This is a genomic window from Kribbella sp. NPDC003557 (assembly GCF_040610805.1).
Taxonomy (GTDB): Bacteria; Actinomycetota; Actinomycetes; order Propionibacteriales; family Kribbellaceae; genus Kribbella.
Map to the genome: position 1 here is coordinate 258,572 of NZ_JBEXMY010000009.1, position 19,617 is coordinate 278,188.

19 protein-coding genes and 1 tRNA gene are annotated in these 19,617 nt (G+C 69.4%); 12 read left to right on the forward strand and 8 right to left on the reverse strand.

The features are described 5' to 3' along the window. Window positions 1-25 precede the first annotated feature (25 nt). Genes ABZW60_RS34810 through ABZW60_RS34820 form a run of 3 tightly spaced genes read right to left on the reverse strand, consistent with a single transcriptional unit; the run spans window position 26 to window position 5,137 of the window. Window positions 26-2,173, reverse strand: coding sequence for an acetate--CoA ligase family protein (locus tag ABZW60_RS34810; RefSeq protein WP_355484223.1), 2,148 nt, complete (start codon window positions 2,171-2,173; stop codon window positions 26-28). Between the two features lie 15 nt (window positions 2,174-2,188). Continuing rightward, on the reverse strand, window positions 2,189-3,415 hold the full coding sequence (gene frc / locus ABZW60_RS34815; RefSeq protein ID WP_355484225.1) for a formyl-CoA transferase: 1,227 nt from the start codon (window positions 3,413-3,415) through the stop codon (window positions 2,189-2,191). Between the two features lie 12 nt (window positions 3,416-3,427). Next, a complete protein-coding gene (locus ABZW60_RS34820) occupies window positions 3,428-5,137 on the reverse strand; it encodes a thiamine pyrophosphate-binding protein (protein WP_355484227.1) in 1,710 nt (569 codons plus the stop codon). A gap of 122 nt (window positions 5,138-5,259) precedes the next feature. Here ABZW60_RS34820 and ABZW60_RS34825 point away from each other — a divergent pair, with 122 nt between their 5' ends. Then, the gene (locus ABZW60_RS34825; protein WP_355484228.1) at window positions 5,260-5,517 is read left to right on the forward strand and encodes a hypothetical protein; all 258 of its coding nucleotides are present in this window, start codon (window positions 5,260-5,262) and stop codon (window positions 5,515-5,517) included. On the opposite strand, the gene ABZW60_RS34830 is transcribed toward ABZW60_RS34825, so the two are convergent. Both ABZW60_RS34830 and ABZW60_RS34835 read right to left on the reverse strand, forming a co-directional pair. Then, on the reverse strand, window positions 5,469-6,035 hold the full coding sequence (locus tag ABZW60_RS34830; protein ID WP_355484230.1) for a hypothetical protein: 567 nt from the start codon (window positions 6,033-6,035) through the stop codon (window positions 5,469-5,471). The two genes, ABZW60_RS34825 and ABZW60_RS34830, sit on opposite strands and share 49 nt — an antisense overlap. Next, window positions 6,032-7,381, reverse strand: a complete 1,350-nt coding sequence (locus tag ABZW60_RS34835; protein WP_355484232.1) for an MFS transporter — start codon at window positions 7,379-7,381, stop codon at window positions 6,032-6,034. Before ABZW60_RS34835 ends, ABZW60_RS34830 begins: the two co-directional genes overlap by 4 nt. 133 nt (window positions 7,382-7,514) lie before the next feature. Here ABZW60_RS34835 and sucC point away from each other — a divergent pair, with 133 nt between their 5' ends. Together sucC and sucD are read left to right on the forward strand one after the other, a co-directional pair. Then, window positions 7,515-8,672 (forward strand): ADP-forming succinate--CoA ligase subunit beta, encoded by a 1,158-nt coding sequence (gene sucC, locus ABZW60_RS34840; RefSeq protein ID WP_355484234.1) that lies wholly within the window; start codon window positions 7,515-7,517, stop codon window positions 8,670-8,672. Window position 8,673: 1 nt separating this feature from the next. Next, complete coding sequence (gene sucD / locus ABZW60_RS34845; protein ID WP_355484236.1) at window positions 8,674-9,567, forward strand: succinate--CoA ligase subunit alpha; 894 nt, start codon at window positions 8,674-8,676, stop codon at window positions 9,565-9,567. A 67-nt stretch (window positions 9,568-9,634) separates the two neighbouring features. On the opposite strand, the gene ABZW60_RS34850 is transcribed toward sucD, so the two are convergent. After that, window positions 9,635-10,669: a LacI family DNA-binding transcriptional regulator gene (locus ABZW60_RS34850; protein ID WP_355484238.1), complete on the reverse strand. Its 1,035-nt coding sequence runs from the start codon at window positions 10,667-10,669 to the stop codon at window positions 9,635-9,637. Window positions 10,670-10,802: 133 nt separating this feature from the next. Here ABZW60_RS34850 and ABZW60_RS34855 point away from each other — a divergent pair, with 133 nt between their 5' ends. Genes ABZW60_RS34855 through ABZW60_RS34865 form a run of 3 tightly spaced genes read left to right on the forward strand, consistent with a single transcriptional unit; the run spans window position 10,803 to window position 13,959 of the window. After that, a complete protein-coding gene (locus tag ABZW60_RS34855; protein ID WP_355484240.1) occupies window positions 10,803-11,735 on the forward strand; it encodes a sugar ABC transporter permease in 933 nt (310 codons plus the stop codon). Continuing rightward, a complete protein-coding gene (locus tag ABZW60_RS34860; protein ID WP_355484242.1) occupies window positions 11,732-12,595 on the forward strand; it encodes a carbohydrate ABC transporter permease in 864 nt (287 codons plus the stop codon). Before ABZW60_RS34855 ends, ABZW60_RS34860 begins: the two co-directional genes overlap by 4 nt. Before the next feature lie 11 nt (window positions 12,596-12,606). Next, entirely contained in the window at window positions 12,607-13,959 is a 1,353-nt protein-coding gene (locus tag ABZW60_RS34865; RefSeq protein ID WP_355484244.1) for a sugar ABC transporter substrate-binding protein, read from the forward strand. Between the two features lie 53 nt (window positions 13,960-14,012). Here the strand turns inward: ABZW60_RS34865 and ABZW60_RS34870 are convergent, their stop codons facing one another. Continuing rightward, window positions 14,013-14,984 carry a 2-dehydropantoate 2-reductase gene (locus tag ABZW60_RS34870; protein ID WP_355484246.1) on the reverse strand — a complete coding sequence of 324 codons (972 nt, stop codon included), beginning with the start codon at window positions 14,982-14,984 and terminating at the stop codon, window positions 14,013-14,015. A 201-nt stretch (window positions 14,985-15,185) separates the two neighbouring features. Between ABZW60_RS34870 and ABZW60_RS34875 the strand changes: the two genes are divergently transcribed. From ABZW60_RS34875 to ABZW60_RS34885, 3 genes are all read left to right on the forward strand, one after another. Further along, window positions 15,186-15,740, forward strand: coding sequence for a dihydrofolate reductase family protein (locus tag ABZW60_RS34875; RefSeq protein WP_355484247.1), 555 nt, complete (start codon window positions 15,186-15,188; stop codon window positions 15,738-15,740). Window positions 15,741-15,752: 12 nt separating this feature from the next. Next, on the forward strand, window positions 15,753-16,547 hold the full coding sequence (locus ABZW60_RS34880) for a hypothetical protein (RefSeq protein ID WP_355484249.1): 795 nt from the start codon (window positions 15,753-15,755) through the stop codon (window positions 16,545-16,547). 95 nt (window positions 16,548-16,642) lie between these two features. Continuing rightward, window positions 16,643-16,846 (forward strand): cold-shock protein, encoded by a 204-nt coding sequence (locus tag ABZW60_RS34885; protein WP_184835013.1) that lies wholly within the window; start codon window positions 16,643-16,645, stop codon window positions 16,844-16,846. A 24-nt stretch (window positions 16,847-16,870) separates the two neighbouring features. Here ABZW60_RS34885 and ABZW60_RS34890 read toward each other — a convergent pair whose 3' ends face one another. Beyond that, on the reverse strand, window positions 16,871-17,350 hold the full coding sequence (locus ABZW60_RS34890) for a GNAT family N-acetyltransferase (protein WP_355484251.1): 480 nt from the start codon (window positions 17,348-17,350) through the stop codon (window positions 16,871-16,873). A 77-nt stretch (window positions 17,351-17,427) separates the two neighbouring features. On the opposite strand from ABZW60_RS34890, the gene ABZW60_RS34895 reads away from it, so the two are divergent. The 3 genes from ABZW60_RS34895 to ABZW60_RS34905 all read left to right on the forward strand — a co-directional run bounded on the left by ABZW60_RS34895 (window position 17,428) and on the right by ABZW60_RS34905 (window position 19,316). After that, window positions 17,428-18,477 (forward strand): class I SAM-dependent methyltransferase, encoded by a 1,050-nt coding sequence (locus tag ABZW60_RS34895; protein ID WP_355484253.1) that lies wholly within the window; start codon window positions 17,428-17,430, stop codon window positions 18,475-18,477. 51 nt (window positions 18,478-18,528) lie between these two features. Next, window positions 18,529-19,164: an oligoribonuclease gene (gene orn / locus ABZW60_RS34900; RefSeq protein WP_355484255.1), complete on the forward strand. Its 636-nt coding sequence runs from the start codon at window positions 18,529-18,531 to the stop codon at window positions 19,162-19,164. Window positions 19,165-19,243: 79 nt separating this feature from the next. After that, window positions 19,244-19,316 (forward strand) — tRNA-His (locus ABZW60_RS34905). Window positions 19,317-19,617: the final 301 nt, after the last annotated feature.

Sequence of the window (19,617 nt, forward strand, 5' to 3'; positions counted from 1 at the left end):
CACCCCCGCGGACTGCTTCCTCCAATCAACTGATGCCGAGCGGCCCGGCGTTGCGGGCCCAGCGGTACTTGGCACCGAGGACCTGGACCGGGGTCTCGGTGGTGTACGGGTACGCGACCACACCGTGGTCGAACAGGTACTGGCTGGCTTCCTCGACCTGGACGTCGCCGGACAGCGAGGCGACCACGGGCTTGTCGATGCCCTTGGCCCGGAACTCCTCGACCACGTCCGCGACCAGCTCCGCGAACACCATCGGCGGCGTCACGATCGTGTGCCAGTACCCCAGGATCAGCGCGTGGATCCGCTCGTCGGACAGCCCCAGCGCGATCGTGTTCCGGTACGTCGAGGGCGGCTCGCCCCCGGTGATGTCGACCGGGTTGCCGGCCGCGCCGAACGGCGGGATGAACGTCCGGAACGCCGCGTCCAGGTCGGACGGGATGTCCATCAGCGTCAGCCCGGCGTCCACGCAGGCGTCCGACAGCAGGACGCCGGAACCGCCCGCGCCGGTGATGATGACGACGTTCTCGCCCTTCGGCGTCGGCAGCAGCGGGATGCCGCGGGCGTACTGGAGCATCTCGTTCAGCCCCGGCGCCCGGACCACACCGCTCTGCCGCAGGATGTCGTCGTACACCTTGTCGTCGCCGGCCAGGGCGCCGGTGTGCGAGCTGGCCGCCCGCGCGCCCAGGGAGGTACGGCCGGCCTTCAGGACGACGACCGGCTTCTTCTTCGACACCCGGGCCGCCGTCTCGGCGAACGCCCGGCCGTCCTTCAAATCCTCAAGATGCATGGCGATCAGGTTGGTGTTGTCATCACTCTCGAAGAACGTCAGGAGGTCATCCTCGTCGATGTCGGCCTTGTTGCCTACCCCAACGATCGCGGAAACTCCCATCCGGCTGGACCGGCTGAAGCCGAGGATCGCCATCCCGATGCCGCCGCTCTGCGACGACAGCGCGACGCCGCCCTTCACGTCGTAGGGCGTGCAGAACGTCGCGCAGAGGTTCTCCGGCAGGTAGTAGTAGCCGTAGATGTTCGGTCCCAGAATGCGGACATTGTGTTTGCGGGCGATCGCGACGACCTCGTCCTGGAGCTCCTGCTCGCCGGTCTCGGCGAAGCCGGACGGGATCAGGATCGCGCCGGCGACACCCTTCTGGCCGCACTGCTCGAGCGCCCCGCCGACGAACTTGGCCGGTACGGCGAACACCGCGACGTCGACCTCGCCCGGTACGTCCAGGATGCTCGGGAACGCCTTCAGCCCGAGCACCTCGCCGCCCTTGGGGTTGATCGGGTAGATGTCCCCGGCGTACCCGCCGTTGACCAGGTTCTTCATCACCGAGTTGCCGATCTTGCCGTCCTCGCTGGACGCCCCGATCACGGCCACCGCGCGCGGCTTCATGATCCGGGTCATCGCGGCCAGGATCTCCTCGGAGCTGTACCGCTCGACCGGCTTGCCGGCCTCCGCGTCGACGATGATCCGGACGTCCACCGCGGTGGCGCCGTCCGGCCCGGCGAGCACCGGGTTCAGGTCGACCTCGGCGAACTGCGGGAAGTCGGTGACCAGGTCGGACAGTCGCCGGACCAGGTCGGCGAGAGCGTCCTTGTCGACCGGCCGGGCGCCGCGGACGCCGTCGAGCATCTCGTGCGCGCCGATCCCGTCGATCATCGCCCGGGCCTCGTCGTCACCGAGCGGAGCCAGCCGGAAGGTGACGTCCTTCAGTACCTCGACGAGGACGCCGCCGAGCCCGAACGCGACCACCTTGCCGAACGTCGGGTCGGTGACCGCGCCGACGATCACCTCCTGCACGTCACCGCCGGTGACCAGCATCTTCTGGACCTGGACGCCGGTGATCTCGGCGTCGGCCCGGTACGCCCGCGCGTTGGCGAGGATCTTGTCGAAGGCGTCCCGGGCCGCGTCGGCGCTGTCGACGCCGACCACCACGCCGCCGGCGTCGGTCTTGTGCAGGATGTCCGGCGAGACGATCTTCAGGACGACCGGGAACCCGATCCCGGCCGCGAGGCCGGCGGCGTCCTCGGCAGTCGTGGCCAGTCCCTCGCCCGGCGTCGGGATGCCGTACGCGTCGGCGACCAGCTTGGCCTCCGGCGCGCTCAGCGAGGTGCGGCCGTCCGCCAGAGCCTGGTCGAGGATGGTCCGGACTGCTGCCTTGTCATAGGTCATTGCGGAACTCTCCCTTCAGATGACGCCGGCGGTCTTGAGGTCGTCGAGCTCGGCCGCGGAGATGCCGAGCGAGCCGTAGACGACGGAGTTGTGTTCGCCGAGGCCCGGCGAGGTCTGCACCTCGACCGGCGAGTCGGACAGCTTGATCGGACAGCCGACGGTCTTGAACGTGCCGCGCTGCGGGTGCTCGACCTCGACCACCGCGCCGAGGTCGGCGAGCGTCTCGTCCGCGATCAGCTCGGCGGTGGACATGATCGGCCCGCACGGCACGTTCAGCGCGTTGAGCTTGTCCATCACCTCGAACTTGGAGTGCTGCTCGGTCCACTGCTCGATCAGCGCGAACATCTTGTCGAGCTTGTCCAGCCGCGCGACCGGCGTCGCCCAGTCCGGGTCCTCGGCCAGCTCCGGCTTGCCGATCAGCTGGGCGATCGGCGCCCAGCCCGGCGGCTGGACGATCACGTAGATGTAGTCGTTCGGCCCGCCCGGAGCGCAGCGCAGCGCCCAGCCGGGCTGGCCGCCGCCGGACGCGTTCCCGGACCGCGGCACCTCGCCGTTGAAGTTGTCGTTCGGGTACTCGCGCAGCGGGCCGTGCGTCAGCCGCTGCTGGTCACGCAGCTTGACCCGGGTCAGGTTGAGGACGGCTTCCTGCATGGCCACGGTGACCCGCTGGCCCTTGCCGGTGCTGGTCCGCTGGAACAGCGCGGCGAGGATGCCGGCCACCAGGTGGATGCCGGTGCCCGAGTCGCCGATCTGCGCACCGGTCGCGGTGGGCGGTCCGTCCTCGAACCCCGTCGTACTCATCGCGCCGCCCATCGCCTGGGCGACCACCTCGTAGGCCTTGAAATTCTCGTACCGGCCGGGTCCGAAGCCCTTGATCGACGCGAACACCAACCCGGGGTTGATCTCCTGCAGGCGGTCCCAGGTGAAACCCATCCGGTCGATCGCGCCGGGCGCGAAGTTCTCCACCAGGACGTCGGAGTTCTTCACCAGGTCGGTGAAGATCTCCTTGCCCCGGTCGGACTTCATGTTCAGCGTGATGCTGCGCTTGTTGCAGTTCAGCATCGTGAAGTAGAGGCTGTCGACATCCGGCAGGTCGCGCAGCTGCTGGCGGGTGATGTCGCCGGTCGGAGCCTCGAGCTTGATCACGTCGGCGCCGAGCCAGGCGAGGATCTGGGTGCAGGACGGTCCGGACTGCACGTGAGTCATGTCGAGAACACGGACACCTTCGAGGGCCTTGGTCATGACGGGTCCCCTTTACTTGTACATGGTCTGGTTCATGGTTCCGGGGGCGTAGGCGTCCGGGTCGACCCAGACGTTGATCAGCGACGGCAGCCCCGACTCGCGGGCCCGGAGCAGCGCCGGCCCGATGTCGGCGGGGTCGCGAACCTCCTCGCCGTACCCGCCGAGCATCCGGGCGAACTCGTCGTACTTCACGTCGCCGAGAGTGTTGCCGATCCGGCCGCGGTCCTTGCCGTACTTGGCTTCCTGGCCGTAGCGGATCTGGTTCATCGAGGAGTTGTTGCCGACGACACCGACGAACGGCAGCCGGTAGCGGACCAGCGTCTCGAAGTCCCAGCCGGTCAGCGAGAACGCGCCGTCACCGAACAGCGCGACCACTTCCTTGTCCGGTCGCGCGTACTTCGCGGCGAGCACGAACGGGATGCCGACGCCGAGGGTGCCGAGTGGGCCCGGGTCCATCCAGTGGCCGGGCGACTTCGGCTGCACGACGCCGCCGGAGAACGTGACGATGTCGCCGCCGTCGCCGATGTAGATCGAGTCTTCGGTGAGGAACTCGTTGATCTCGTGCGCGAGTCGCAGCGGGTGGATCGGGTTCGCGTCCGACAGCTGCCGCGGCAGCCGCTTCTGGTACGCCGCGTCCTCCTCGGCGCGCAGCTCCGCGAACCAGGCCTTGCGGTCCGTCTTCCGGACCCGGCCCGAGGCCGCCTGCGTGACGGCGGCCAGGATCGCTCCCGGGTCGCCGACCAGGCCGAGGTCGATGTCGCGGTTCTTGCCGACGGTGCGGTAGTCGAGGTCGATCTGGACGACGGTCGCGCTCTTCGGGAGCCGGCGTCCGTAGCCCATCCGGAAGTCGAACGGCGTCCCGACGATCAGGATCAGGTCGGCGTTGTTGAAGCCGTACCGGCGGGCCAGGTGGAAGTGGTGCGGGTCGCCGGGCGGCAGGGTGCCGCGGGCCGAACCGTTCATGAACGCCGGGATGTCGAGCGTCCGGACGAAGTCGACCGCCGCCTCGCTGCCGCGCGACGTCCACACCTGGCTGCCGAGCAGGACGACGGGCTTCTCGGCCCGCACCAGCAGATCGGCCAGCGCCTCGATGCTCGCCGGGTCGCCGATGCTCTTCGTCGAGGCCCGGTAGTGCCCGGCCTCGGGGACGGTCGCGGACTCGACCGGGACCGAGTTGTCCAGGATGTCGCGCGGGATCTCGAGGAACGACGGGCCGGGCGCGCCGTTGTAGCACTCGCGGAACGCCATCGAGACCATGTCCGCGGCCCGCGCGGTGTGCGGCACGGTCGCGGCGAACTTGGTGATCGGCGTCATCACGTCGACGTGCGGCAGGTCCTGCAGGGACCCCATCTTGTGCTGGTTCAGCGCGCCCTGGCCGCCGATCAGCAGCATCGGGCTCTCGGCCCGGAACGCGTTCGCGACACCGGTGACCGCGTCGGTGGTGCCGGGGCCGGCGGTGACGACCGCACACCCGGGCTTGCCGGTGACCCGCGCGTACCCGTCGGCCGCGTGCGCCGCGACCTGCTCGTGCCGTACGTCGACCACTGCGATGCCTTCGTCGACGCAGCCGTCGTAGATGTCGATGATGTGACCGCCACAGAGCGTGAAGATCACGTCGATGCCCTCGGCCTTCAAGGCCTTCGCGACGAGGTGACCCCCGGAGATCGTCTCCGGCTCCTTGACTTCCGCGACGGGGTGGGTCTCCGACACTGTCTGCGCCATCTGCAGTCACTCCTCGGAAAGGCCGGTTAGCGGCTTGGATGTAGATTGCATACCGTATGGTGTAGTCGTAGTCTTATCCCAGGCCGCGGTGGTTGTCCAGAGTTCGCACCCAGGAGGCTGTGATGACGATTTCCGACGAACTCGACCGGACCCGCGCCGCGCTGCTCGCGCTGGAGAAATCCCTTATGACGTTGAGGAATCGCCTCGGTCCGCACCTCGACGTCCTGCGGTTGCTCGACGATCTGGAGCGCTGCACGGCGGACCTGCGGCGGCTCGAGCAGCAGGTCCGTGCCCCACGCCGGCACGACCTCGTGGTGATCCCGGACGACGACTACGACCATGATTTCTGGGCCGACGCCGAGCACGAGGGCTTGGGCTGACTTGCGAGACACAGCTTCAGCAGGCTTCGCAGGCGGACGTCGGGATCGGCCGCGCGGGCGGTGATCGCCACCGCCTCGGCCGCATGTTCCGTGGCGACGAACGAGCGGTAGAACGGCTCGCTCCACTTCAACGGCGAAAGCACCGGCAACCACCACCGCGCCGGTCCCCCAGGACTGTCGCGTGAACCGAGCAGGTGCAATGCCGTCTGATGTGCCGTGGTCAGGCGGCGGCGCTCGTCACGCAGGAGCTCGCCGCTCGTCAGCGCGGTGGACACACACAGCGCGACCAACCGGGCGGACGACTCGTAGCCCACCCGGTTGGTGTCGAGGAAGCGCGGCGCGAGCGCCAACAGGTCGCGGCGACCGGCGCGAGTGCTGTGATCATGGGCGACCCGCGCCACTGCACTCAGTACTGGATGTACGCAGGCAGGACGATCGGTCCACGGCTCGCGTGCCAGACGGGAGACAAGTTCCATCACGCACGGATCGGGTCGCCGGACCTTTTCGTAGCCGTTCACTCGCCCGCCACCGGCGTGCCGAGCTGAGGGCGGACGGGCAGCGCGGGACGACCGGGTTGTTTGAGGAGCCGCACACTCAGTGCGGTCAGTACGCCGAGCAGGCCCGCACCGAGGAACAGCGGCCGGTACCCGACCACGGCGATCACCGAGGCAGCGACGCCGATACCGACCAGGCCACCGGCGGCCTTCGCGGAGTACAGGATCGCCTGGTTCTGGAGCAGGCTGTTCTCCCCGAAGAACTCGAGCACCAGGTTGGCCATGATCGCGTAGAACGCGCCGCCACCGAGGCCGGCGAACATCGCGCACACCACGAAGGCCCACCCAGGTCCTGCGACCACCAGTCCCATGTGCGCGAATCCCTCGACCATCAGGACGGCGGCGAGCACGCGACGGCGACCGAACCGGTCGGACAAGTGGCCCGCCGACGACCGCCCGAGACCGTTGACGGCAGCAAGCAGTCCGGCCGCGCAGGCTGCCGTCGCCATCCCGAGGCCGGTGTCGACCGCATAGCCGGCGACGAAACCGATGCCGAGCAACGACAACGCCGTACTGATTGCCAGCAGCAACCACATGAGCGGGAGTGCGCCGGTCTTCATCGCCTCCGCCGGACGATAGTGCCGGACCGCGGGCGCATTGTTCGGGATGCTGCGGTTGAGCTTCCGGTCGACGGCCCACGCCTGCGCGTCGATGTCCGCGGGCCACCAGTGCCGCGGCGGATCCTTCAGCAGGCCACCGGCGACCAGCACGACCAGTACCGCCACCAGAGCGGTCAGGTCGAAGACGAGCGACTCGTCCAGCCAGGTCAGCAGGAAGATGCTCGGTACGGCGCCGACCGCGAAGCCGCCGGTGACGAATCCGATCGTCGCCGTCCGCCGGTCCGGGAACCAGCGCGCCGACGTGGTGATGCAAGCGGCGTACACGAGGCCGGCCCCGGTGCCGCCGAGGAGCGAGTAGCCGGCCACCACCGCGGCGTACGCGTCGACGTGGGCGAGCGAGACGAGGCCGATCGCCGACAACACCCCGCCCCCGACGACGAGCTGCGTGGGCGTGGCCCGCCGTGCCCTTTGAGCCCACGCCGCCGGGACGGCGACCAGAGCCTGGCACGCGACGAAGACGGCAAGCAACCAGAGCGTCCGCGCCGTACCCCAGCCGCGGTCCGACGACAGGCCGAGCGCCGCGGTGCCGAACGAGTACTGCAAGGGACTGATCGCGACCATGCAGGACCAGGCCGCCCAGAGCTGCCAGCGGCGCGAGTGGCCGGTCAGTTCGCGGGCGTCCTCGCCGATCCGGTACCGCCGGCCGTAGACGTCACGGACATCGCGCGGAGTGGGCTTCACGTGATTCATGTCGCCTCCTGACTACTGCATACCGTATGAAGTCTGTGGTACTCCTCCCGTCCCGGCCTGTCCAGACCTGGGCGGGTCTTGTGAGCAGATTGCATACCGCATACAGTCGTCACCACACTTTCAGGGAGGCGACGTGGACCTCATGGAGTACCAAGCGAAGGAACTGTTCGCCCGGCACGGCGTCCCGGTGACGCTCGGACGGGTGATCGAGGACCCCGCCGACGCGGCGGACGCGGCCCGCGAGCTCGGCGGGCGCGTGGTGGTGAAGGCACAGGTGAAGACCGGCGGCCGCGGCAAGGCCGGCGGCGTGAAACTGGCCGCCGCCCCGGACGAGGCGACGGCCCGGGCGGGCGAGATCCTCGGGATGGACATCAAGGGCCACACCGTGCGGCGGGTCCTGCTCGCGCCGGCCGCGGACATCGCCGAGGAGTACTACCTCTCGTTCCTGGTCGACCGCGCGAACCGCGAGTACCTCTGTATCGCCAGCACCGAAGGCGGCGTGGAGATCGAGGAGGTCGCGCACACCACTCCGGACGCGATCGCAAAGGTGCGGATCGACCCGGCCGTCGGGGTCGACGACGCGAAGGCCGCGGAGATCGTCGCGGCGGCCGGCTTCCCGGCCGGGGCGGCGACCGTCGTACGGCGGTTGTGGGACGTGTTCGTCGCCGAGGACGCCTCACTGGTCGAGGTGAATCCGCTGGTCAAGCTCGGCGACGGATCGCTGGAGGCGCTCGACGGCAAGGTCACGCTCGACGACAACGCGGCGTACCGGCACGCCGATCACGCAGGCTTCGACGACAAGACTTCCGCCGACCCGCTCGAGGCCGAGGCACACGCCAAGGGCCTGAACTACGTGAAGCTGGACGGCTCGGTCGGCATCATCGGCAACGGCGCGGGCCTGGTGATGTCCACGCTCGACGTGGTCGCGTACGCGGGCTCGCCGTACGGCGTGCAGCCGGCCAACTTCCTGGACATCGGCGGCGGCGCGTCGGCCGAGGTGATGGCGAACGGGCTCGGGATCATCCTGTCCGACCCGCAGGTGCGCAGCGTGTTCGTGAACGTCTTCGGCGGGATCACCGCCTGCGACGCGGTCTCGAACGGCATCGTGCAGGCGCTCTCCGTGCTCGGCGACCGGGCCGACAAGCCGCTCGTCGTCCGGCTGGACGGCAACAACGTCGACGAGGGCCGCGCGATCCTCACCAAGGCCGGCCATCCACTGGTGACCGTGGTCGACACGATGGACGGCGCCGCCGCCCGGGCCGCCGAGCTCGCCGCAGAGAAGGGAAACTGACGTGGCGATCTTCCTGACCGAGAAGAGCCGGGTCGTCGTGCAAGGCATGACCGGGTCCGAGGGACAGAAGCACACCAGCCGGATGCTCGCCGCGGGCACCACCGTGGTCGGCGGCGTGACGCCCGGCAAGGGCGGGCAGTCCGTGGACTTCGCGAAGCGGTCGATCCCGGTCTACGGCTCGTGCGCGGACGCGGTGCAGGCGGCAGACGCGGACGTGTCGGTGGTGTTCGTCCCGCCGCGGTTCACCAAAGGTGCCGTGCTCGAAGCAATCGACGCCGGGATCCCGCTCGTCGTGGTGATCACCGAGGGTGTGCCGGTGCACGACACCGCCGCGTTCTTCGCCGCCGCGCAGGCGTCCGGAACCCGCGTCATCGGGCCGAACTGCCCCGGCATCATCAGTCCCGGACGCTCCAACGCCGGCATCATCCCGGCCGACATCGCCGGGCCCGGCCGGATCGGACTGGTCAGCAAGTCCGGCACGCTGACGTACCAGATGATGTACGAGCTGCGCGACTTCGGGTTCTCGACCGCGATCGGGATCGGCGGTGACCCGATCATCGGGACCACGCACATCGACGCGTTGCAGGCGTTCCAGGACGACCCGGACACCGACGCGATCGTGATGATCGGCGAGATCGGCGGCGACGCCGAGGAGCGGGCGGCCGCGTTCATCAAGGAGAACGTGACCAAGCCGGTCGTCGGGTACGTCGCCGGCTTCACCGCGCCGGAGGGCAAGACGATGGGCCACGCGGGCGCGATCGTCTCCGGCTCGTCCGGCACCGCCGCCGCCAAGCAGGAAGCCCTGGAGGCCGCCGGCGTCCGCGTCGGCAAGACCCCCACCGAAACAGCGGCCCTGATGCGCGCCGTCCTGGCCGGCGACGCCGTCGCCGTCTGACCTTGGACAAGCAACGGGGACCTTGAACAGCTCATAAGGTGTGCAAGGTCCCCGGAGGGTGTGCAAGTCAGCGGCCGGGGGCCGGGCCCGTGCTGCTGCGGTGGACGAGCTTGGCGGCGACGGCGACCGGTTCGTGGTGGTGCTCACCGGCGTGGATCTCGCGGATCAGCGCATCGACGCTCAACCGGCCGACGTCGACGAAGTTCTGCCGGATCGTGGTCAGCGGCGGCCAGAAATGCGCCGCCTCCTCCATGTCGTCGAAGCCCACCACGCTCACGTCGCCGGGCACATCCCGGCCGTGCTCGTGCAGCGCGCGGAGGAGCCCGAGCGCCATCTGGTCGTTCGCGACGAACACCGCGGTCACCTCCGCGTTGACGGCCAGCTGCCGACCGGCCTCGTACCCCGAGGTCGCCGTCCAGTCCCCATCGAACACCGGCGGCACCTCCCGGCCGTGATCGAGCAGGGTCGCCTCCCACGACCGCCGCCGCCGGTCAGCGGCGAACGAGGTCGGCGGGCCGCCGAGATGCCAGACCGTCGCGTGGCCCAGGCCGAGCAGGTGCTCGGTCGCGAGCCGCGCCCCCTGCCGCTGGTCGGTGTCGACGATCGGGTAGTCGTAGTGGGCGCTCGAGTCGACCACCACGACCGGGAGCCCGTGCGGGAGCCGTACGCCGGCCTCGTCCAGCGTGTGCGCCTCGATCAGGATGATCACGCCGTCCACGGCCTGCTCGCCGAGGCGGCTGAACGCGCTCGTCACCGCGCTCTGCGTGACGTCGAGCACGGGGACCAGGTTGATCGCGTACCCGCTGATCGTGGCCGCGGTGGCGATCGCGTCGAGCGTCCGCGTCGTACCGAAGCTGTGCAGCTCGAAGACGATCACGCCGATACTGCGGTACTCGCCGTTGCGCAGCGCGCGGGCGGCGCTGTTCGGGCGGTACCCGAGCTGGCGCATCGCGGCCTGCACCCGGTCCCGGGTGACCGCGTCGACGTTGTTCCGGTCGTTCGCGACCCGCGACACGGTCTGCCCCGAGACCCCCGCCAGCCGCGCCACGTCCGCCATCGACGGGCCGCGCCGCCGGCGGCCCGCTGAATCCTCCGCTGGCATCCGCACCTCCTGGTCTTGCGTCGGAGTGTAGACATGTTGACGTAAACACGTTAGCGTCGCGCCGTCGATGTTGACGTCAACATCGCGCGTCGCGTCCACTCCGGGCGCGGAAAGCGAGAGGAGGTCCCCGGACATGGCGGAGTCCGTGGCCCATCAGCACGTGGTGCGGGCCGGCGCGACCGGCAGGCGCCGCCGGCGGGTGTTCAAGGACGGCAAGGGGTGGCTGTTCGTCGGCCCGTTCCTGGCGGTCTTCGCGCTCACCTTCCTGGCCCCGATCGGGTACGCGATCTACCTGAGCCTGTATCGCAACCAGGCGTTCTTCGGCGGCACCGTGTTCGTCGGGCTGGACAACTACACCCAGGCGCTGCAGGACCCGAAGTTCTGGGAGGCGTTCGCCCGGGTGGCGGTCTTCCTGGTCGTCCAGGTGCCGGTCATGCTCGTGCTGGCGCTGCTCGCGGCGCTCGCGATCGACAGCGCGCGGCTGCACGCGGCCGGCTTCTTCCGGATCGTGATCTTCCTGCCGTACGCCGTGCCGGGCGTGGTCGCCGTCCTGATGTGGGGCTACATCTACGGCGACAACTTCGGCCTCGCGGCGAACCTCAACGACCTGCTCGGCACGACCGCGATCCAGCCGCTCAGCAGCAGCTGGATGCTGCCGTCGATCGCCAACATCGTGACCTGGGAGTTCGTCGGCTACAACATGCTGATCTTCTACTCGGCGCTGCGCACGGTGCCGGGCGAGCTGTACGAGGCGGCCGCGATCGACGGCGCCGGCACGTTCCGGACCATCCTCGCGGTCAAGCTGCCCGCGCTGCGCGGCGCGATCGTGATCGCGACGATCTTCTCGATCATCGGCAGTTTCCAGCTGTTCAACGAGCCGAACATCCTGCGCACGCTCGCGCCGAACGTGATCACGACGTACTACACGCCGAACATGTACGCCTACAACCTGTCCTTCGCCGGCCAGCAGTTCAACTACTCGGCCACGATCGCGATCGTGATGGGCGTCATCACCGCGATCATCGCGTACGTCGTCCAGCTCCGCGGATCCCGGGAGTCACTGTGAGTGCCCTGACCTCTCCCCTGCGCCCGAAGCGCTCCAAGCTGCTGACCGGCGTGATGGTGCTGTACCTGCTCTACACGATCGTCCCGCTGGCCTGGTTGTTGCTCAGCACAACCAAGACCCAGGACGACCTGCTCTCGACGCCCGGGCTGTGGTTCGGGAAGAGCTTCGCGTTCTTCACCAACATCAAGGACACGCTCACCTACAACGACGGCATCTTCCTGCGCTGGCTGGGCAACACGGTGCTGTACGTCGTGGTCGGCGCGGGCGGCGCGACGCTGCTCGCGACCGCGGCCGGCTACGGACTGGCCAAGTACAAGTTCGCCGGCCGCCGGGCCGTCTTCGCGGTGCTGCTCGGCGCGGTCGCGGTCCCGGGCACAGCGCTCGCCGTACCGACGTTCCTGATGTTCTCGAACCTCGGCCTGACCAACACGGTGTGGGCGATCATCATCCCGTCATTGGTGAGCCCGTTCGGGCTGTACCTGATGTGGGTGTACGCGACCGACGCCGTACCGGGGGAACTGCTCGAGGCGGCCCGGATCGACGGCGCCGGCGAGGTCCGGACGTTCTTCACCGTCGCGCTGCGCCTGCTGGCCCCGGGCATCGTCACCACGCTGCTGTTCGCCATGGTCTCGACCTGGAACAACTACTTCCTGCCGCTGATCATGCTCAGCAAACCCACCCTCTACCCACTCACGGTCGGGCTCACCCAGTGGAGCAACCAGGCGACCGGCGTGGGGGCCCGCCCCATCTACAACCTGGTGGTCACCGGATCGTTGCTGACGATCGTTCCGCTGGTGGTCGCCTTCCTCCTTCTCCAGCGCTTCTGGCAGTCGGGCCTCAGCGCAGGGAGCGTCAAGTGAAAGGGACACAGATGAAGTCACAGTGGCGCCGGGTCCGGCAGCTGGTGGTTGCCGGAACCGCCCTCACGGCCCTCGCGGTCGTGGCCGCGTGCGGCGGCGGGTCGTCCAACGACAGCGCGAGCGGAGGTACGACGACCGGCTCGGCCGACGCCGTCGACGCCGCACTCAAGGCGGGCGGCGAGATCACCTACTGGAGCTGGACGCCGTCGGCGCAGGCCCAGGTCACCGCGTTCATGAAGCAGTACCCGAACGTGAAGGTCAACTACGTCAACGCCGGTACCGGCAACGACCACTACACGAAGCTGCAGAACGCGATCAAGGCCGGCTCCGGCGCACCGGACGTGGCCCAGATCGAGTACCAGGCCCTCCCCCAGTTCGCGCTGCCCGGCTCGCTCGTCGACCTGAACCAGTACGGGTTCTCGCAGTACGAGTCGGCGTACACGGCCTCGACCTGGGGCGCAGTCCACGCCGGCAGCGGTCTGTTCGGCCTGCCGCAGGACTCCGGGCCGATGGCGCTGTTCTACAACAAGGAGGTCTTCGACAAGTACGGCATCGCCGTGCCGAAGACCTGGGACGAGTACGTCGCGGCCGCGAAGAAGCTGCATGCCGCGAACCCGAAGGCCTACATCACCAACGACTCCGGTGACGCCGGCTTCACCACGAGCATGATCTGGCAGGCCGGCGGGCAGCCGTTCAAGACCGACGGCAAGAACGTCACGATCAACCTGCAGGACGACGGCTCCAAGAAGTGGACCGGGATGTGGAACCAGCTCGTCTCGGGCGGCCTGGTGTCGAACATCCCGGGCTGGACCGACGAGTGGTTCAAGGCGCTCGGCGACGGCACGATCGCGACGCTGCCGACCGGTGCGTGGATGCCGGGCGTGATGGAGTCCTCGGTCAAGGCGGGCGCCGGCAAGTGGGCGGTCGCCCCGATGCCGACGTACGACGGCCAGCCGGCCACCGCGGAGAACGGCGGCAGCACCGAGTCCGTGATCAAGCAGAGCAAGAACCCGGCCCTCGCGGCGGCGTTCGTGCGCTGGCTGAACCACGACGAGGGCGTGAAGCCATTCCTGGCCAGCGGCGGCTTCCCGGCGACCACGGCCGACCTGAAGGACCCGGCGTTCGTCGACAAGGCGAGCGCGTACTTCGGCGGTCAGAAGATCAACCAGGTGCTCACCGCCGCGGCCGGCCAGGTCGTGAAGGGCTGGAGCTACCTGCCGTACGAGCTGTACGCGAACAGCATCTACGGCGACACCGTCGGCAAGGCGTACCAGTCGAAGTCCGACCTCAACGCCGGCCTCACGTCCTGGCAGGACGCGCTGGTCAAGTACGGCAACGAGCAGGGCTTCCAGGTCAACGGCTGATCCCGAGCTGGAACAGGTGGGTCCGGCGTCGCTGTGGCCGGACCCACCTGGCTCTACACGCCGACCTTGCTGGCGAGGAGGTCGGCCACCGCGTGGACCGCGCGGAGAGTCGGGGCCGTGACGCCGGTGAGGTCGGCGAGCTCGACGACCGCGGCGAGGATGACGTCGAGTTCGAGCGGCTTGTCCTTCTCCAGGTCCTGCAGCATCGACGTCTTGTGCTCCCCGACGCGTTCGGCGCCGTCGAGGCGTTTGTCCACGGAGATCTCCGGATGACAGCCGAGCGCGGCGGCGATCTCCAGCGACTCCTCCATCATCATCCGGACCATCTGCCGGGTGCCCTGGTGTGTCGCGATCTCCACCATGGTCGCCCGGGCCAGCGCGCTGATCGGGTTGAACGCGGCATTCCCCAGCAGCTTGATCCAGATGTCCTTGCGGATGTCGTCCTCGACCGGGCATTTCAGCCCGCCGGCGATCATCGCCGTACTGAACTGGGTGCAGCGGCCGGACTGCCCGCCGCCCGGCTCGCCGATCGAGAAGCGGGTGCCCTCGAGGTGCCGGACGACGCCCGGCCCGTCGAGCTCGGTGGAGCAGTACACGACGCACCCGATCGCACGGTCGAGGTCGAGCACCTCGGTGACGGCGCCGCCGGGATCGACCGATTCGATCCGGCGGCCCTCGTACGGTCCCTTCAGGCCGTGGAAGTACCACCAGGGGATGCCGTTCTGCGCCGCCACGACGACCGTGCGGTCGTGCAGCAGCGGCTGGAGCAACGGGCCGGCGCTCGCGTACGAGTTCGCCTTGAGCCCGAGAAAGACGTAGTCGACCGGGCCGATCGCGGCCGGGTCGTCCGTGGCCGGAGTACGTGCGGTGAAGTCCCCGCGGGGACTGCGCACCGTCACGCCGTTCGACCGGATCGCGTCCAGGTGCGCGCCGCGGGCGACCAGGTGGACCTCAGTCCCACCGCGGTGCAGCGCCGCGCCGACGTACGCACCGATCGCACCGGCGCCGAGAACCGCAACTCTCATAGGGGTCCCTGCCTTCCGAGGAGGCTCGATGAGGCTAGATGAGGTTTGGTATACGGGATACAGTAGGCTGGAGGCTGAATGCGGTCAAGATCACATTCCCCGGCAAGCGCTCGCCGAAAAAGTTCCTGGCCGACCGATGAATCGGCGCCTGCCCGGCGGTAAGTACCTGCGTCAACCCACTCGACGCAAGGAGCAGGAACCATGGGCCACGTCATCGTCACCGGATTCGTCAGCCTCGACGGCATCGTCACCGACCCCGACGGCTCCGGCGGCACCCCGGCCGGCGGCTGGGCGTTCCGGCACGGTCCCGAGACGGTCGGCGGCGACAAGTTCCGCCTCGGCGACCTGATGGACACCGGCGTCCTGCTGCTCGGCCGGACCACCTGGGAGCTGTTCAGCCGGCTCTGGCCGAACCGCACCGACGAGTTCTCGACCCGCATGAACAAGATGGCCAAGGTGGTCGCGTCCCACTCGCTGACCGACCTGTCCGCCTTCCCGAACTCGACGCTGATGGAGGGCTCGCTGGCCGACTACGTGCGCTCGGAGCCGCGCACCATCGCCGTCACCGGCAGCCTCAGCGTGATCCGTGCGCTGCAGGCGGCCGATCTGGTCGACGAGTACCGGCTGATGACCTTCCCGTCGATCGTCGGCACCGGCGAGAAGCTGTTCGGCTCGTCGGACACGCCCGTGCACCTCCGGCTCGACTCGGTGGCACAGACCGGCGCGGCGTCGCTGGCGACGTACGTGCGGCCCTAGCAGGATGGCCGGATGACTGTGCCGGCGATGGTGTGGATAGGCGGGGCCCCGGGTGCGGGGAAGTCGACGATCGCGCGGGGTCTTGCGCGGCGCGCCGATCTGCCTCTGCACCCGGTGGACCTCTGGACGTATGCGCACCTGGAGCGGCTGCCGCCGCTCCGGCCGCTGGCAGAGGATCTGGCTAAGGGGCCTCTCTACGCGGCGGGAGCGTTCGCGGACATCGCACGGCTGCGGGTGGAGCTTGTCTTCGCGGACGTCCGTGAACGCGGACTGGGCGACGTCCCCGCGGTGGTGGAAGGACCGCAACTCTTCCCGTCGATGGCTGATTCGGTTCCGGCAGCGGTGTGGTTGCTGCCGGACGCCGAGCAGACACGGAGAGCGCGGGAGGAGCGGCTGGCCCATGCGGACGACCCGGCCGGGCGCGCACGTCTCGAGAGCCTGCTGGCGCGGGACGCCGTACTGGCTGACCTGGTACGGCGAGAGGCGCTGGAGCGCGGACGGCTCGTCATCGAGGTGCCCGCCGAACCGGACTGGCCAGGTATCACCGCAGCGGTCGAGGACGCGCTGGGCGTGCAGCCGGGTCTGCAGCCCGGCGAAGAGCTGAGCCGCCAGCGACAGTACGAGAACCTCGCGGCGTGCCGGCAGGGACGGTTGTGGCAGGCGGACATCGGGCTGGCCGAGCTGCCGCCGTACCCGTTCGCCTGCGAGTGCGGGACCTCCGGTTGCGCCGCCACGTGGGAGGCCACGCCGGACGAGTACGACGTCCGGCGTGATCAGGGGTGGCTGACGGCTCATCCAGCGTGCTAGGGTTCTGGACCGATGCAGTTGCAGTTCCACGTTCGTGTCGAAGCGCCCGCGGATTTGTGATCCGCCGGGCGTTTTGTCGTATCAGGAGAAGAAAAATGGCTTTGGGAACAGTGAAGTGGTTCAACGGCGAGAAGGGCTTCGGCTTCATCTCCCAGGAGGACGGCGGCGCCGACGTGTTCGTGCACTACTCGGCGATTCAGACCCAGGGCTTCCGCTCCCTGGACGAGAACCAGCGGGTCGAGTTCGAGATCGCCCAGGGCCCGAAGGGCCTGCAGGCGGAGAACGTTCGCCCGCTCTGATCTGAGCTTGGCGGCAGACCCGGTTCAGGCCGGGTCTGCCGTGCTCCACAGGTACTCGCCGTCCTCCAGCACGTCGGTGCGCGCGAGACCTGCCGCGGTCGCGATCGCGGCCGATGCACCGTGGTCCGGATGGACGTGCGCGACGATCCGGACGATTCCCCGAGCCCGTAACCAGGTGACCAGCCCCTGGGCGGCCTCCTTCGCGAGACCCCGGCCCTGCCAGGCGGTGCCGATCACCCATGCGATCTCCGCCGTACTCCCCGTGACGGTGGCCTGGACGTAGCCGACCAGCGCGTCGTCGTACTCGATCACCCAGTTGAGCCACTCCTCGCCCGGACGTCCCGGACCGGCCAGTTGGCGGCGGTAGCGTGCCTCCAGTTCCCCGGCCGACGGCGGCTCCCCGCCGGTGAAGGTGTAGAGCGCGGGGTCGGACAGCACCTCCGCCATCGGTTCGGCGTACTCGACCCGCAGCGGCAGCATGGTCAGGCGGTCCGTGGCGATCACCCGCGCAACGGTAGTGCCATTTGCCGGAACGGCAACCTGGGATCGGCAGTGTCCGGCGGTGGCGCGAGACTGTCGGCATGATCGAGATCGACTGGGCGGGAGAGGCCGGACGGCTGCGTGCGTCGGCCGAGGGAGAGACGGACTGGAACGCGGCAGTCGCCCGCAGTCTGGTGCGCGACGGCGACAAGGTCCTGGCGGACGTCGGCTGCGGAGGCGGCGGGATGGCCAAGGCGCTCGCCGAGGCACTCCGCGAGGCACTCCCCGGAGCCCCCTCCGAGGCGCTCCCCGAGGCGACCCCCGAGGCGCTCCCCGAGGCGACCCCCGAGGCGCCCTCCGAGGCGCTCTCCGGTGCGAGCGCCGGTGCGCTCCGCGGCGCGACGGTGGTGGCGATCGACGCGGATCCCGACGTACTGGAGCAGGCGCGCGAGCACACCGCCGGTCTGGTCCGCTGCGAACTCGCCTCGATGGACGACGGCGCCGAACCGTTGCGCCGGGCAATCGCCGCGCCCGCCGACCTGATCTGGGCATCGGCCTCGGTGCACCACGCGGCCGACCAGCAGGCCGCGGTCGACGCTCTGGCGTCGCTGCTCGCGCCCGGTGGACGGTTGGCGCTCGCCGAGGGCGGCCTGCCGGCGCGACACCTCCCGTGGGACCTCGGGATCGGCGAGCCCGGACTCGAACTGCGGCTCGATCTCGCGCAGGACCGGTGGTTCAAGGTGATGCGGGACTCGCTGCCGGGATCGGTGCCGATGCCGTACGGGTGGACCGAGGCGCTGACGCGGGCCGGGCTGACCGGGGCGACCACGCGGAGCGTGCTGACCGAGACACCCGCGCCCTTGTCGCCGGAGCGGCTGGACGGGGTCGTGCAGGGGTTCCGGACGCGGATCGAGCGGCTGACCGGCGGCGACAGCGGCCACGGTCATGGGCATGGGCATGGCCATGGCCATGGGCATGGGCACGGGCACGGGCACGGCCACGTGGTGACCGACGAAGAGTGGCTGACGCCGGACGACGTCGAGGTCTGGCGGCAGTTGCTGGACCCCGACGAGCCGCACTACCTCGGGCGGCGCTCCGACCTCGCCGTACTGTCCGTCCGCAGCGTCCACCTGGGGCACGCGCCGCGCTGACAAGGCACGCCGTCGCCGCACTGTCGGCCCGTCGCCGTAAGGTGGGTGCCCATGAACGACCGGCTGGTGTGGATCGACTGCGAGATGACCGGCCTCGACCTGGCGAACGACGCCCTGATCGAGGTCGCGGTGCTCGTCACCGACTACGAACTGAACGTGCTCGGTGACGGGATCGACCTGGTGATCGCGCCCCCACCGGCCGCCCTCGACCAGATGGGCGACTTCGTCCGCGACATGCACACCGCGTCCGGGCTGCTCGAAGAACTCGCCCACGGCATCCCGCTCGCCGACGCCGAGCAGCAGGTCCTCGACTTCATCACGTCGTACGTCAAGGAACCGCGCAAGGCCGCCCTGGCCGGCAACTCCGTCGGCACCGACCGGACCTTCCTCGTCCGCGACATGCCGCGCGTCGAATCCCACCTGCACTACCGCAACGTCGACGTCAGCTCGATCAAGGAACTCGTCCGCCGGTGGTACCCGCGGGTTTACTACGCGACGCCCGCCAAGACCGGCAACCACCGGGCGCTCGCCGACATCACCGAAAGCATCGACGAACTGCGGTACTACCGGGAGACCGTCTTCGTGCCCCAGCCCGGGCCCGACTCCAGCACCGCCCGCGCCGCCGCCGCCGGCCTCGTCGCCGCCCCCGCCGACAGCACCCCCGAGGACACTCCGACCGGCGCCTGACCTGGGGATTCACCCTCGATTTCAGGTCCTGACAGTTCATCGCTATGATTGCTCAGCCGTCGCGGTTCGGACGGCAATGGTGGGTGTAGCTCAGCTGGTAGAGCACCTGGTTGTGGTCCAGGTGGTCGCGGGTTCGAGTCCCGTCACTCACCCGATGGCCGGCCATGCCCGCGGAGAGCGCGGGTTTGGTCGGCTTCGTCATTTTGTGCGGCTGCGCTTCGCTTGCCGCCGGCGGGGGCTCCGCCACCCGCACCCCCTGCGCCTTCGCTTCGCTCGGCTCCCTGGGTTGGGTTTGTCGGGCCGTCACCTGCTGGGGTTGGGTTTGCCGGGGCCGTCACCTGCTGGGGTTGGGTTTGTCGGGCCGTCACCTGCTGGGGTTGGGTTTGCCGGGGCCGTCACCTGCTGGGGTTGGGTTTGCCGGGGCCGTCACCTGCTGGGGTTGGGTTTGCCGGG